Annotated in this window: 10 protein-coding genes and 1 pseudogene; 5 read left to right on the top strand and 6 right to left on the bottom strand. The window is 65.8% G+C overall.

What is annotated here, in order from left to right; all coding sequences use genetic code 11:
• Positions 1 to 462: 462 nt before the first annotated feature.
• The 4 genes from ACFWVC_RS28160 to ACFWVC_RS28145 form a co-directional block, all read right to left on the bottom strand.
• On the bottom strand, positions 463 to 3432 hold the full coding sequence (locus ACFWVC_RS28160) for an RNaseH domain-containing protein (protein ID WP_384292521.1): 2970 nt from the start codon (positions 3430 to 3432) through the stop codon (positions 463 to 465).
• Positions 3433 to 3464: 32 nt separating this feature from the next.
• A complete protein-coding gene (locus tag ACFWVC_RS28155; RefSeq protein ID WP_384292517.1) occupies positions 3465 to 6788 on the bottom strand; it encodes a hypothetical protein in 3324 nt (1107 codons plus the stop codon).
• Positions 6785 to 8056 carry a hypothetical protein gene (locus ACFWVC_RS28150; RefSeq protein WP_384292514.1) on the bottom strand — a complete coding sequence of 424 codons (1272 nt, stop codon included), beginning with the start codon at positions 8054 to 8056 and terminating at the stop codon, positions 6785 to 6787. Before ACFWVC_RS28150 ends, ACFWVC_RS28155 begins: the two co-directional genes overlap by 4 nt.
• Before the next feature lie 65 nt (positions 8057 to 8121).
• Positions 8122 to 9357 carry a helix-turn-helix transcriptional regulator gene (locus ACFWVC_RS28145; protein ID WP_384292507.1) on the bottom strand — a complete coding sequence of 412 codons (1236 nt, stop codon included), beginning with the start codon at positions 9355 to 9357 and terminating at the stop codon, positions 8122 to 8124.
• A gap of 166 nt (positions 9358 to 9523) precedes the next feature.
• Between ACFWVC_RS28145 and ACFWVC_RS28140 the strand changes: the two genes are divergently transcribed.
• The 4 genes from ACFWVC_RS28140 to ACFWVC_RS28125 all read left to right on the top strand — a co-directional run bounded on the left by ACFWVC_RS28140 (position 9524) and on the right by ACFWVC_RS28125 (position 11097).
• Positions 9524 to 9859: a hypothetical protein gene (locus ACFWVC_RS28140; protein WP_384292503.1), complete on the top strand. Its 336-nt coding sequence runs from the start codon at positions 9524 to 9526 to the stop codon at positions 9857 to 9859.
• A 76-nt stretch (positions 9860 to 9935) separates the two neighbouring features.
• Entirely contained in the window at positions 9936 to 10529 is a 594-nt protein-coding gene (locus tag ACFWVC_RS28135) for a hypothetical protein (RefSeq protein ID WP_384292499.1), read from the top strand.
• The gene (locus ACFWVC_RS28130) at positions 10475 to 10810 is read left to right on the top strand and encodes a transposase (protein WP_384292496.1); all 336 of its coding nucleotides are present in this window, start codon (positions 10475 to 10477) and stop codon (positions 10808 to 10810) included. The genes ACFWVC_RS28135 and ACFWVC_RS28130 overlap by 55 nt, the downstream gene beginning before the upstream one ends.
• Positions 10807 to 11097: a hypothetical protein gene (locus ACFWVC_RS28125; RefSeq protein WP_384292492.1), complete on the top strand. Its 291-nt coding sequence runs from the start codon at positions 10807 to 10809 to the stop codon at positions 11095 to 11097. The genes ACFWVC_RS28130 and ACFWVC_RS28125 overlap by 4 nt, the downstream gene beginning before the upstream one ends.
• 303 nt (positions 11098 to 11400) lie before the next feature.
• Here ACFWVC_RS28125 and ACFWVC_RS28120 read toward each other — a convergent pair whose 3' ends face one another.
• Complete coding sequence (locus ACFWVC_RS28120) at positions 11401 to 12351, bottom strand: hypothetical protein (RefSeq protein WP_384292487.1); 951 nt, start codon at positions 12349 to 12351, stop codon at positions 11401 to 11403.
• 235 nt (positions 12352 to 12586) lie between these two features.
• Here ACFWVC_RS28120 and ACFWVC_RS28115 point away from each other — a divergent pair, with 235 nt between their 5' ends.
• Complete coding sequence (locus ACFWVC_RS28115; protein WP_384292484.1) at positions 12587 to 12829, top strand: hypothetical protein; 243 nt, start codon at positions 12587 to 12589, stop codon at positions 12827 to 12829.
• Positions 12830 to 13003: 174 nt separating this feature from the next.
• Here the strand turns inward: ACFWVC_RS28115 and ACFWVC_RS28110 are convergent.
• Positions 13004 to 13148 (bottom strand): annotated as a pseudogene (locus ACFWVC_RS28110) (site-specific integrase); the annotation flags it as partial.
• Positions 13149 to 13487: the final 339 nt, after the last annotated feature.

Here is a 13487-nt window from a genome sequence, read left to right as displayed (position 1 = left end):
GCCTCGATGCTTCGCGCGCCCAGCAGACTTGAGGTCTTAATGTTGTAAGTGACCTTTGGCCGTGAGCTCGTTGTCGCCTGCCGCTGGAGATCCGGTCCGGGTAGCTGCCAGGAGGCCCGATAGCAGACTGGCGGCGTCGGGGGGTGCCTGTTGAGTCGGCACGGAGCGTGGTGCCGGTGTTGCCATCGGTCTGTTTCTCCGTGCCGCTCGCCGAACGCGGCGTACCCGTCTCCGAGTACCGGGCTCTCCATGGACTCTGCCGTCCAGGCGTGGTTGAGGCAGGTCCAGGGGTTGGGGATCGTGTTGCCTCTGTAGCGGTAGCGGGTGACCGTCACCGCCTGAAGGTCGAACAGTTCGATCCCGTCTGCCGAGAGCTCTTGCCACCGTCCGTTGCGGTCGGTGAAGCATCGGCGGACGTCCTTCCACTTCCAGCGGTGCAGTGCCCCGACAACGCATCTTCGGCTACTCGTCGGTGGCTTCGTCACCCTGTTCTTCGGGCGGCGCCGAGCGCCGGTACTGGGGGTGGTCCAGGTCGAGCTGTTTGGCCGCGTGCAAGGGGACGGGGTAGCGGGAGCGGTCGGACCAGGCGATGGTCTGGTGACACAAACGTGCGGTCGCTCGTGCGAGCAACGTCCGGTCGACCCCATCGGCCACACCAACTGGGTAGATCTCGGTCGCTGTGACGGCCCACCACGGAGCCTTGAGCTCATTCGTCTCCCGCTCCCCCTCCTCCCCGCCCTTGCCCGGGTCGGCATCCCAGCGAGTGATGGCCTTGCCCAGGTCTCCGCCCTTGGCCTGATAGTTGCGCGGGATGTTGAACAGGATCCAGAAAGGATTCCCGAAGTCCACGTCGGCGCGGTGTAGTTTGGCCGATGCGAACAGGATGGACTCTTTCTCGGTGTCCGGATCGCTCTCGCGAGGGACGGGAACGTACTGGGGCACCTCGTCCGCGGCGACGTTCATCCGGATGACCGCGCTCGGCTTCTTGCGAGGTGCGTTCTTGCCTTTGCCGTACCCCGGCAGCCAGGTGCGCGGATCGGTGATGTCCTGTTCCTGGTAGCTCTGGTTCTCGTTGTGCAGGCCCGTCCACATCCGTCGGCAGGCGTGTCCGTCGACCATGACGACATAGCCCATGCCGGGTTCCAGCTCGTCGCGTACGAGGCTGGAGAGGGCGTCTTCGACGTGTGCTGCTGCTTCCGCCCAGCGTTCCTTGTCCGTCTCACCCTTGCCGTCGACGTGGAGCGCGTAGTCACTGGCGTGGAAAGCAGCGATTGCCTCCCGGTAGGGCGCCCAGGCTCCGATTTGGGGCGTCCACACTTGCATCGTCCAGGCGTCGCCCTCCTCCTCCGGCGGGAACAGGGCGGTGGCAACGATGATGCGTTTGGTGTGCTTGCCGTCGGCGGTCTTGGCCTGCCGGCGGGCGTGGATCCCGCAGTAGACGAATTTCCCCGCCTCGTGGCCCTTCCTGTCCTTCGCGATGGCCCGCGCGAGGCGCTGGTCGATAATCCCGAGTGAGCGGTACAGGTCGAGGAGCGCCATGTAAGCGGCGTGGTCTTTCCCCGGCTTCGGAGGACTGATTTCTGTTGCGGGGTTTCCGAAGGATCCCGGTTTCATTCCCGTGGTGAACTGGCAGACGAAGTCCTTCTTGGCCAGGAAGCGGCGGACTTGGAATTTCCCGTCATAACGCTCCTTGCGCAGCAGGAATGTGTTCCGCTTCTCTCCGTCCTTCTTCTTCAGGGCCGGGATCTCGGTCTCGCACCAGGCGCCGACCATGATCTGCGACTCGCTGTCGGCGAAGTCCTCTTCGAGGGATTTGAACTCCACGGTCCGGTTGATGTCGTCGCCGTGTGACAGGAAGCGCTCAGCCTGACGGAATACCACGCTGATGCCGGGAGCGAGGAAGACCTCCTCGCCCGGCGAGGGATCGCCGATGGGCGGGCCGTCCGGGAAAGCCAGGGACAGGGCGTTGATCATGCGAAGGCGGGTGTTCCAGCGGTACCACAGGCATACGATCCGCAGGTGCTCGAAGCCCTGGGCCTTCACGGAGGCGGTGATCTCTTCGGGCGGGGGAAAGCCGATGCTGTGGAGGAGCTCGCCGGCCTCGATACGGCTTGCACGCTCCTGCGGGGCCATCTTCTGTTTGTCCGTGGGGCGCGGCTCGAAGGTCATCGGTTCCGCCGTGAAGTCCACCCAGGTGGCCTTCTCGCCCAGCACCTTGGAGACGTGTTCGGCCAGGAGCCGCAGGTGGAGGGTGCCAGGTCCCGTGCCGACAGCGAAGTTGTCGTTCTGCGGCATGAGCGGGCGGATGACGCCGGCGTCGGGGGTGATGAACGAGGGGAATTCCCCCTTCTCGGCGGCCTTTTCCAGCAGGTCCCGCTCTTCCGTGACGCGCGTCTGCAGCGCTTGCAGGACGCTGATGTCCATCTCGTCGCGTGCGAGCAGTTCCAGGGCGCGCTGGTTGACCGCTCGGACGCCGCCGCTGCGTACCAGTTCGGTGTGGAGGATCGGTAGGCCGTCGTTGCCCTGGTAGATGTTCGTGGACTTGGCGAAGACCATGTTGCTGTGGACGCGGGTGACATGGGCGTCCAGGAAGATGACGGGATGGACGACGTTGGGCTCGGTCTTCATGACCACCGAGAGCCGGGACATCGCGTACTGCGCCTTGGTGGCCGCGTTCACCGCGGTCTCGTCGTCGCGGACGTTGTACTTGCGTCCGAAGGGGTGGTCCCAGGCAATGAGCCCGCCCCTGCTGTCGGGTAGGTAGGTGACCTCCCGTTTGTTCGGGTTGGCCTTCCAGCCGATCGTGCGGTTCTTGTAGACCTGCTCGCCATCGGGGTCGAGCTTGAGGGAGCCGTCCTTCTCCGTGGCGGGGACCTTCTCGGTGATCGGGACGAGGTCGTAGATGGTGAAATTTTCTTGGGCGAGCTTCTTGGAGATCACCCAGGGCACGGCCACGTACATCCAGTCGGGACACTTCGGTTGCTTGCCCGGCATCGGCTTGAGGAACCGCGTCATCTCGAACTCTTGCTCGGGCGTGTTCGCGATGGCGTCGGCCACCGGTGGCACGTCGAGGAGGACGGCCTGGTCGGTAGTCAGCCCCTTGCTGTAGCCGACGACGCACCGGAAGACGTGGCGCAGGGTCTCGTCATCGATCTTCTCCAGTGAGACCAGGAAGTTGAGATACTTGTCGAGGTGCACGTACCCGCCGGTCTTGAACTTCAGGTAGGTCAGGGCGGTTGAGTACGGCAAGTTCTTCTTCTCGCCTGAGTGCTGGGGACTCTTCTGCTCGTCGTCCCCGTCGCCTTTGAGTTTCTCCCATTCGTCCCGCACGCTCCGCGGGAAGATGCGTACGTACACCTTCTGGCCCTGGACGAGTTCGGGGGTGCAGCGCAGGGTGAGGGTGCTCGGGAGGGTCGCGGTGCTGTCGCTCAATGCTGTGATCTCTTTCGGGAAGAAGCGCTGGGCTATGCGGAGAGGGCGAGGTCGACGCCTGCGTAGGTCAAGAAGGCGTTGACCGCTTCGCCGTACAGTTCGGCCATTTGCCGGCGTTCTTCCGGCAGCCACCGTGAGGCCATGCGTTCGATGATGCTGGCCAGGTCAGAGCTCCAAGTCTCGTCGTGGAAGGCGTAGTCCACGAAGTGCAGTTCCATGTTGGTGCCGCCGCGTCGTGCTCGGCCGGCGAGCTGAATGAGGGACACCAGCATTCCGGCGACCATCTGTTCCTGGAGGACCAGGTCCATGGTCGACAGCTGTGGGGAGGAGCGCAGAATGGTGGCCAGGTGGTCGCGTGCCGCGGTGCGAGCCGTCTGCAGAGCCTGGACGGGATCCGACGCACCGGATGCGGGCAACGAGTTGATGCCTGCGGCGTTGACACTGCCGTACATCCAGGTGGGATCGTCGATGATCAGCGGGGGCCTCACGCACAGGTAGATGGAGTGGATGGCTGAGCGGAGATTGACGACGATATTGAGTCCTCTGGCGATGTTAGCCAGGGGGGCGATCAGAATGTCGCCGAATTGGGGGAACTCCTCGACCTCTTCGACGGTGATGCGGCGGACCAGTGACGGGTCGGGGAGGTGGCGGACGTTGCTGAGGCGGTCTTCTTCCCGGACGAGGACGCACACGCGGTGGGAGAGCCCTTTCGCCTTGGCGATGCCGGTGGCGATGTGGCCGCACTGTTCGTAGCTGTTGGCGGTGAGGATCACGCGGGCACGGGTGCGGGTCGATTCCGATTTGGCCAGGCGCGTGAGTTTCCTCGACAGCTTTGTCTCGTACAGGCGTTCGCCGATTTCGCGCAGTGCTTCGGGTTTGTCGGAGGGAAACTGGCCGGCGATCGGGATGCGTTCTCCGGCCCTTCGGTGGCCGTTGCCGTAGGTGACTGCTGAGGACTCGACCAGGATGGATTCTTCCTGGGCGTCGGTCATCCACCACATCACGGGGGCGTGGACGTGTTCCTTGACCGCCTGGGGGAAGTAGGCCGTGGCGGAGAGCCCGAAGATGGGCCGCTCCACGCCGGCGGTGATCAGAGAGACGAGTCCGCCGAGTTCCGACACGTAGGTGTGCGGGTCGCCGACCATGTGCTGCGTGGAGAGCTTGGCGTCCTTCTCCGGGTTCTTCATGCCGGTGACCCGGTAGCCGTTGATCGGCCTGCCGATTGTTCCGTGCGGAAGTACGTCGGCGATGCCGCCAGAGCTCATCGAGTCGATGATGCGGTTGGCGCTGAGCAGCCCGGAGTGACGCAGGGACTGGGCGGTGTCGCGCAGAACGGCGAGCGACACGTCCAGTTCGCTCATCAGCGTGCGGATGAGGAGGTGGTCGATGGCCCGGTTGCGTGCGCGGCCGTCGCTGATCATCGGGGCGAGGGCCTCGTGGAGCCTGAGTTTGAGCGCGTCGCGCTGGTTGATGCCGCGCGGCGACACGACGGCTCCGAGGACGCTGCTCACTCGTTCCCACTCGGGGTCCAAGAGCATGGGTGCAGGAGCCGCCTCGTCGTCTTCGCCGAGGTCGGGTGCCGGTACCAGGGCGTTGAGCCGGTCGATTGCCTCGGCAGGAAGCGGCTGGCCGTCGCTGACCTGGTACTCGGGGAACAGGAGGCTGATGAGCTCTCGGTCCTTGGAGCGTGGCAGGCGCCAGCCCTCGTAGTCGTATTCGTGCCTCAGCCGCGGGACTCGGGCGTCGTCGTGGTGGTTGAGGCGGAATGCCTTGGTGCACAGGCCGGTCAGCAGGGATTCCGACATCAGCCGTACGTGGCTGACCGGTTCGATGAGCTGGTCCTCGAAGCGCAGAGGAAGGTGCTTGGCCGCGTTGTCCAGGATCTGCGGTTCTGCGGTCCACGGGCGCCGGGAGTGCAGGTCGACCGTGGTGGCGCAGCGATCGACGGCGACGGCCTGGAAGGCGTCGATCTCGTCGATGATGACGAAATCGCTGGCGCGGAGCACGAACTCGCGGACGGTGACGGACCGGACCGGGCGGCCGTCGATCTGGATGCCCAGCCGCATGGTGCCCTGGATGAAGTTGTGGTGGTTGGTGACGATCACCGTGGCGTCAGTGGCCTGGTAGGCGGGGGTGAACTTGCCGCATGTCGGGATCCAGGGGCAGGCCAGCATTTCCCCGCCGCCGCGGAGGCTCAGGCAGTTCTCCTTGCCGGGGCGATAGATGCCGGCGGAGTCGAGCCAGTGCTGCTGTGCGCATCCGTAGGCGAGGTGGTCGACGTCACGGCGGCCTCGCTTGCCCCATTCCCCGGGGGCGTCGGGGTCCTCCTTGACGAGGGCCGCGTGCTTGAGGGCCCGCTCGTGCCGTGAAGACGGCGACATCAGCGGGGCGCACGTCGCCAGGTGCTCGGTCTTGCCCGCCTCCTGGAGGATCTCGAGGTCGCGGCTGATGTCCCAGACGGAGGCGAGCGTGGCCTTCACATCGGGGACGAGGAGGGTGATGCGGTAGTCGTTGAGCGCGGCCCACGAGCCCAGGAGACGGACCAGCACGGACTTACCGGTTCCGGTGGGCGCGTGGAAGATCTGGGTGCTGCCGGCTAGGAGGTCCAGCACGCTGACGGTGTCGGTGTCGCGGGCCTTGAGCCGGTCGAGCAGACCCGTCAGCACCTTGTACAGCCAGGGGCCAGCCTCTGTGTCCTCGTACTGGGTGTCCAGGAGCCGTGCGATGTCCTTGAGATCTTGGACGTAGACCGGGACCGTGCCGACGTTGGGCCGGGTGGCGAGGGCGGGAAGCGTGTCGTGGCCGAGAGGCTGGGTGAAAGCGGGAAAACGGGGGATGGTCACGCGCCCGTGGACGATTTCGTTGCCCTCGGTGCGTTCACTCGTCTCGTACGTCTGGCCCGGCGCTGCGAACTCGTGGGGCTTGCGCCGGCTGCTCGGCCGCCGGTAGGGCGCGAGAAGGCTCTTGGCGTAGCCGAGGTAGTCCCCTCCCAGCAGGGGGTAAGCCGCAGTGGCGGTGAGAGGATCACCGGCCAGGGTGAACAGCTGGAGGGTGGTCTCCTCGTCCTCCTCGTCGGCGCTGTCCATGGCGCCCAGGAGGATCCGCGCGGCAGAGGCAAACCGCTTCTCGTCGGCGAGGTCGGGGTTGCCGAGCTTCATCACCTCGGCGACGAGCAGGCGTTCCTCACCGCCCAGCTCAGTCCATCTCTCCCATGCCTGCGGTTTGCAGCTGGCGAAGAACGCCGCGTGGCGGAAAGAGGCCAGCGGCTTGCCGTCGTCATCCTGCTGCGGGAAGTAGTGGGCGGCCAGGGCCAGCGCGGCGCGGACGAAGGCGTCCCTGACAGTCATCTGGCTCATGCCCACACCACCCCGGCGCTCTGGCAGACCATCTTGGCGAAGTCGGTCATGGTCGCGGCCTTCATTCCGTACTTGTGGCAGGTCACGGTCAGCAGGGGGATCTGGTCGGCCCGGTGGTCGGGAACGACGAGCCACTCGGCGCCGCCCTTGTCGCCCTCGTTGCGGTGCAAGCTCTCGGCCAGGACACGGCCGTGGGTGTAGTCCTTCACATCCGCGGTGAAGACGTGAGCGCTCCCGTCACGGCCCTTGACCTCGATGCGATGGTCGTAGGCATCGCTCATCGGCCAGATCCTGACGGCCTCGTCCACATCAGCCAGTGCGGCGGCCAGCCGCTCCCGCAGAACGGTGTGCAGACGCAGCTCGTGCAGACCGGGCACACAGGTGTAGCGCCACACGCCGCGCTTGAGGGCCAGATGCCCCTCAACCGGCTTGGCCTCCGGCACGGCACCGGTGGTGCCCAGCGCGAGCGCTGCCTCGTGCGGAGCCGGGGTGTCGGGGCTGTCCGGATGCAACTGCGGCGCGTCTCCGGACGTGGGCCGGAACATGAAGCTGGCGCCGGTATCGGCGTGACGGCCGTAGAGGCAGGCGACGCGGTAGTACTCCCGGCCCGCACTCATCCGCTTGCTGATCTTCATGGGCCACTTGCACACGGTGCAGGGAAACCACCAGGTGCGGTAGACGGCGTGATACGGGATCGGCTCGTAGAAGCCGATCGCGTTGAGCGGCAGGCCGCGCTTGTTCAGTTCTGCGGAAGTGCCGGCCGGGCATTCCACCAGCGTGGTGCGGTCCTTGACGTACTGGGCGTCACCGCGGCCTTTGAGGATCTCGTACATCTGATCCTGGTCGATCTCGTCCTGAAGCTGTTCCTCGGTGAACCGCATCCGGCCGATCCGCCGAAGCCGCCCCAAAATCCGGTGCAGCTGGGAGGTCTCCCACTGGAGATCGAAGGCGTTGCTGGTGACGCAGCCCTCGGCATCGACAACGGGAAAGTCGAGATCGCCGAAGCCGGACCGGTCCAGCCACGGCGGGAGCAGGCCGTCGATGGGACCGCGCAGCTTTCGGCGGAACTTGCCGAACGACAGCGGCACTCCGGGGCCGTATGCGGCGAGCAAGTCCCCGTGGTACCGCATCAGCTTTTCGGCCCGGTCTCTCGGGCTCAGGTCCCGTGCGGTGATCGTCTGAGAGGCTTTGATGAAGGTGAAGTTGATCAGGCGGAACGCCTCGAAATGGGAGAACGTAAGGCCGTCGTCATCGACATGGGTCGTCACGGCAGACGACGGTAGAGCACGGGTCTGACAATGCCCCCGGAGCGGCCTAAGGCCGCCCTAAATGATCATTGCGCTGGAGATGCCACAGCTTGGTAGATCTCCGTGTAGACGTGCAGGTAGGAGGCAATGTGCTGCTTCCCGAGAGCGGTGGTGTGCCACCGGTACTCGAGAACATGCGTATCGCCCGGTGCCATTCGGGGACATAGTTCGATGAAGCCTCTGCTGGGATGCGCCTGGGGCTTGGGCCGATAGCCGACAGCCAAGTAGAACAAGGACTTACCTGTCAGCTCGCTCTCATGGAGACCCGCCGGGCCGGCCGCGGCGACACGCAGCAGAACGCCCCAAAGCCATTCAGACAGCAGATGCGCGGGAGGCGCCGACTCCGCGGGCTCTCCCAGCCCGGCGCGGGCGCAAGCACGGCCGCGGCGCGTAATCTCCACGAGGGTCCGGTCTACCTCGCCAATCCCCGGAACCTCTACGCGGTCCTTGGTCACTTTCATCAGTCCCAGCCGCTCCAGGGAGTGGAGGGTGGCCCCAGCCCCTTGATCGTGGACACCAGCGCTCCGCAGGCGCTGCTGAAGACGCGTGTGGCCGACTACCTCGGCGGGTGCGTCGAGAGCGAACGGCAACTTCCGCCACTGCTTGGCCGGCGGAACCCTGACCTGGTTCTGCCGGCGCATCCACATCTCAGTTTCAGTCATCTGGTCATCGCGCAGAATTTCCCCCAGATAGACCTGCTGCCGTTCATTCAGCCCCTCCCAGCCCTCGACCGCTGACGCCGGCGGACCGTGCCGCTCCCGCTCGGGCAGATGCGGGGGTTCATCTGTCGGCCGCGTGCGCATCCAGGCGTCCATCACCATCCGGACCGGCACCTTGTACACGGCTGCCAGCTGCTGCACGAGTCGGCCCGTGTGTCCCGGCTTTCTCCAGTTCCAGCCGGACACCTGACGGCCCCGCTCCAGGCTGCGGACTTTGTGTGCGTCCACGAACAGATCACGGCCGACGGCAGTCGCGCGAAGACGGGTGGCTACCTCTTCTGCGGTAAGGCCAGCGGCATACCGGAGGTCAACTAGTGTCTCGGACCCGCTGGGCGTTCCCGTGAGGTCGGCGGTGGTGCAGCCCAGAGCATCGGCGAGCCGCCGCACGTTCCTGGCTTCCGGTACATACCTGCCGTCCTCCCAGTACACCACCACGCGGTACGTGACCCCCACGCGATCAGCAAGCTCCTGCGGAGTAAGCCCGGCCTGATCGCGCAGCGCCCTGATCTTGGTGTGCTCAACGGCCAGCAGATGCCTCGGCATGGCTCTAGGGAACTCCAATGAAGTCTTCATGGCAACCAGCGGCTAATCGTCAAGGTGAGGTCAGGCGAGCACTTGTGATGCCGATCTCGAATTTTGACTCTGCCCGCAGTTCCGTGAACGGACATACGGCAGGGGACGCACGTGCCGCATGTGGCAGTCTTTCCGGATGGCAGAGAGCGACCGCGAGGGCGCGGTAGAGGGCTGGATCTGGAACGAGAACGTCCAGTCCTTCTTGGCTCTCCTGGGACGTTACGCCAGCTATGACTTCGATGGCACTGACTGGCAGGTAGTCGAACTCGGCCCTGAGGCCACTGATGAGGAGCACCTGGATCGCTGGTACAGCTATCCGCTTGCCGGATCGGACCATCACCTTGAAGTGCACCTTGCCAAAGCCGTGGGTGGCGATGAGGTTTCTGTTCGCGTGGCGGGAACTTCCGACCCTGAGCTGCTGCTGAGGGCGGACACCCTGATATCGGCCTTTGCCACCAGATTCGTCCCTTGAGGTGAGCGTGAGCCGCAGAAGGAGTCGCTCGTCCTGGCTTTCGGTGAGCGTTGCCCGGGGCCGCATGATCCACGAGGTGATCTTGCGAGGGCTGGGGATGTCGGCCCGGACCGGTTCGGCGGTGCCCGCACGGAGGGCGGCGAACGCCCACTACTGCGTCAAACGTGACACCGCCTGGAGCGGCTGCCGGGTCCACCTGACCGAGACCTGCGACAGCGACCGACCCGAGGTAGCCGTCCACGTGGCGACCACGATCACCCCCGTCCGGGACGGCGAGCAGACCGAGCGGATCCACGACGACCTCGCCGAGGCCCGCCTGGCCCCGGCCGAACACATCGTGGATGCCGCCTACGTCACCCCGGCCCGGATCGCACGCGCCCATCGGGTCCACGGCCTCACCCTGCTGGGCCCGGTGGTGCCCGACCACAGCCACCAGGCCAAGAGTGGCGGCGGCTTCGACAAGTCCGCTTTCGCCGTGGCCTGGGATCACGAGCGGGCCGTCTGCCCCCAGGGGGCGGCCAGCCGGGAATGGAGGCCGCTGCGGATCAGCGACCACGACTACATCCAGGTCAAGTTCGCCAAGGCCGACGGCCTGGCCTGCCCGGTCCGCCCGCAGTGCACGACCGCCACCGACCGTCCCCGCGCACTCGCACTCCTGCCCACCCGTTAACTCCACCAGATCCAAATACGCAACCAGCTGGAGCAGCAGACCGAGGACTGGCAGCGGCGCTACGCGATCCGGCCGGCTTCGAGGCCACCCTCCCCCAGAACATCCGCGCCTGCGGCCTGCGCCGATCCCGTTACCGCGGACTGCCCAGAACACATGTCCAGCATGTCCTGACCACGCTGGCCTGCAACCTCACCCGTGTCGCCGACTGGATCGCCGAGCCCACCCGAGTTCCCTGCAATCGCATGTGCGGTCGCAACCAGCCATACGCTCCCTCACCATGACAGACCAGCACAGGGACACGGCGGTAGTCGTGGCCAGCAACGCCCAGGACCAAGTAGCCATCCCCAGCGTCAACTTCCCGCGCCACGGCGTGAGCACCTCTTCCTACCCGGAGGCCGGCGCGAGCCCGGCGAGACCTCTCTGGGATGCGCCCTACGCGAGCTGCGACGAGGAGGCCGGCATCACCGCCCAGCAGTGGCACCACCTCGGCAGGTACGCCATCACCCTGGCCTCCGCCGCACGCGTCTACCTCTACGCAGCCCAGGGCCTCACGCTCGGACCCCAATAACTCACCCCATCCGAAAAGGACTTCAAGTTCTCCTGGTGGAACCGAGACGACGCCCTGGCCGCCGACCACCGCATCCTGCTCCCCGCCGGCGCCCTCGCACTGCTCTTGACCAGCCGACGCTGACAGCGTCTACGGCTGCTCCGGCCTGCAGCGAGGGCATGCCGAGACCTCAGCCTGCCCTAGGGTGACGATCCGCTCCCTCCGGAGCCCAGGGGAGCGCAGCCACGGCAGCCTCGACGCCCTACGCGACAAGAAATACGCTGGCCAGCACCGTGAGGGCTCAGGGAAACCGAAGAGCCCGTCCTACAAACCCGCGTGCTTCAGTACCAGCGCCAGATCCGCGTCACCCAGGCCCACGCACCCTTGCGGATGCTGATTCGCCATCGCCGCCAACATCACCGGATTCTTCACCAGCGCCGCGGTTGCCTTGACATCCAGTGTCGCGTCGACCAAGTAGGGCTTGGGCGCGCCGGCCGGCGCCGCGTACGGCTCCGAGGACACCCTAGCCATCGCAGCGATTCTCCCTTCCGGTGCCGCGAAGTACATCCACAACCGGTCACCAGCCCGCATGTCCTTGAGCTTCCGGCCCAGCCACCACTGCTCCGGCCCGGTATCCTGGCCGGCCAGCTGTGCCACCCGCGCAGAAGTCGACGGCCCACCCTCCACGGTGTCCAGCTTCGGGTCCAGGACATACAGCCACTCCCGGACCGACCCGGGAATGCGGTAGATCGCGCGGCCCCCGACCCCAGGTTTCCGCTCCAGGACGTTCTCCCGGTGCAGCTCTCGTAGCAGCGCCCGCGCACCCTTCTCATCCGTCTCGAAGCCGAAGCTCTCCAACGTCTCGATCACTCGGGCCGGGTCCCACTCGCCGCCCTCGCTGGTGATGGCGTTCTCCACGATCCCCGAACGAGTTAGCGGAGAACGGTTCTTGGGACGGCCGTGCTTCTCCAGAATCCGGTACAGCTTCGACGGCGACATGTCCGCCGCCACTCCGAGATTGGCGCGGTTTGCGTCGGCATCCAGCTTGTCCGCCTGCACGAGCGCCAGCTCCCGCCACTCTGTCAAGAGATCGATCTGCCGGGTGACGCGGGCGATGTGCACCAGCATCTCCGCGTACTTCGTCCGGGCCGGCGGTAGAGCCCCTCTCTCGCCGCGCACCGCCGCCATCAACGCTCGGGCGAGCGCATCGGAAGCCTCGACGGCGTGCTCTCGATCACCGTTGTCCCCGAATGTCGCTTCGAGTCGCGTTGCCATGATGTCTCCTCGTCTCTCGATCGGAGACGAGGCTACATCGCAAGGCAGTCAAGTCCAACTACCCAGTTCAGGCACCGCTTGGTGCCCACAGAATGGACGCCTCCCGCACTTCCACAAGCCCCCCATGCGCGGACCGCAGCCACCCCGTCAGCGCCCGCACACTGCTGGCCAATCAGTGATTACAGGGCGTAAATTCCACGCTGCACACCTTGCCTCCACGACGCCGGGAGACACCATGGCTGAAGACTCCAGAACGGGTACGCCAAGCCACATCCAGCGCCACTCCCACCGCGCAGGAGAGACGCTGCCTCCCGACGAGTTGCGCGAGCACCTCATGGCCCACCACGGCTGGAGCCAGGCCATGATGACCAAGGGCCGGACCGACAACACGCCGGAGGGCGACGCCTACGTCATCCAGTGGCATCGCAACGCCCACGTGCCCATGGCAAGGCCCCGGCAGACACGGCCTGACGCCTGACACGCACTCCCCAACGACAGCCGTCCGCCTACCTCACAACGCGGTTCCGGCCAAACCTCTAGCTGCGAAATTTTCGACGTAATTCCGTCGGCGGACTCCCCTGGATGGACCCCCAGCCGCCGGTCGGCCTGATCGGGCGCATCGTTGCGGGGTCCCAGCAGTGCCCCCGCATCAGCGTTCCAGGGGCAGGGTGGCGGTTGAGTGTCGCAGGTCGTGGAAGCGGATGCGCCGGAGTCCGGCCCGATTGAGGAAGCTGCGAAAGCGGCGTGTAAGGTCCGCCGGTCGGGGTGGTGAAGACGAGGCCGCTGTCCTTCCACCCCACCCGCACCGGTAGCAGGTCACGCATCACGCGTCATGTCCGACGGATAGCGTCGAACGCGTTGCGGACGATCGGCCGCGTTGCCGTACACGTGCGCGAGGCAATCACACGACTGGGCAGGCGAGTTAGACGCAGCGGTCAATGGCACGGATGACTGCCGGCACCAGGGCCTCCTGTTGCTCATGGACTTGGACACCCACTAGCTGTGCAGGAGGCCCTGCCTTCATGCCCGGCAAGCCGGAAGTCACCCGACCGAGATGCAGCAGTCGAACCCACGCTCAACATGATCGGTACGACAACGGCTTCTGAAGGTGTCAGCTGGGTTGACCAGGATGTTTG

This window comes from Streptomyces sp. NPDC058691 (assembly GCF_042714775.1).
Classification (GTDB): Bacteria; Actinomycetota; Actinomycetes; order Streptomycetales; family Streptomycetaceae; genus Actinacidiphila.
Note: the sequence above shows the minus strand (reverse complement) of the source record. Positions and strands in the feature narration are given on the sequence as shown.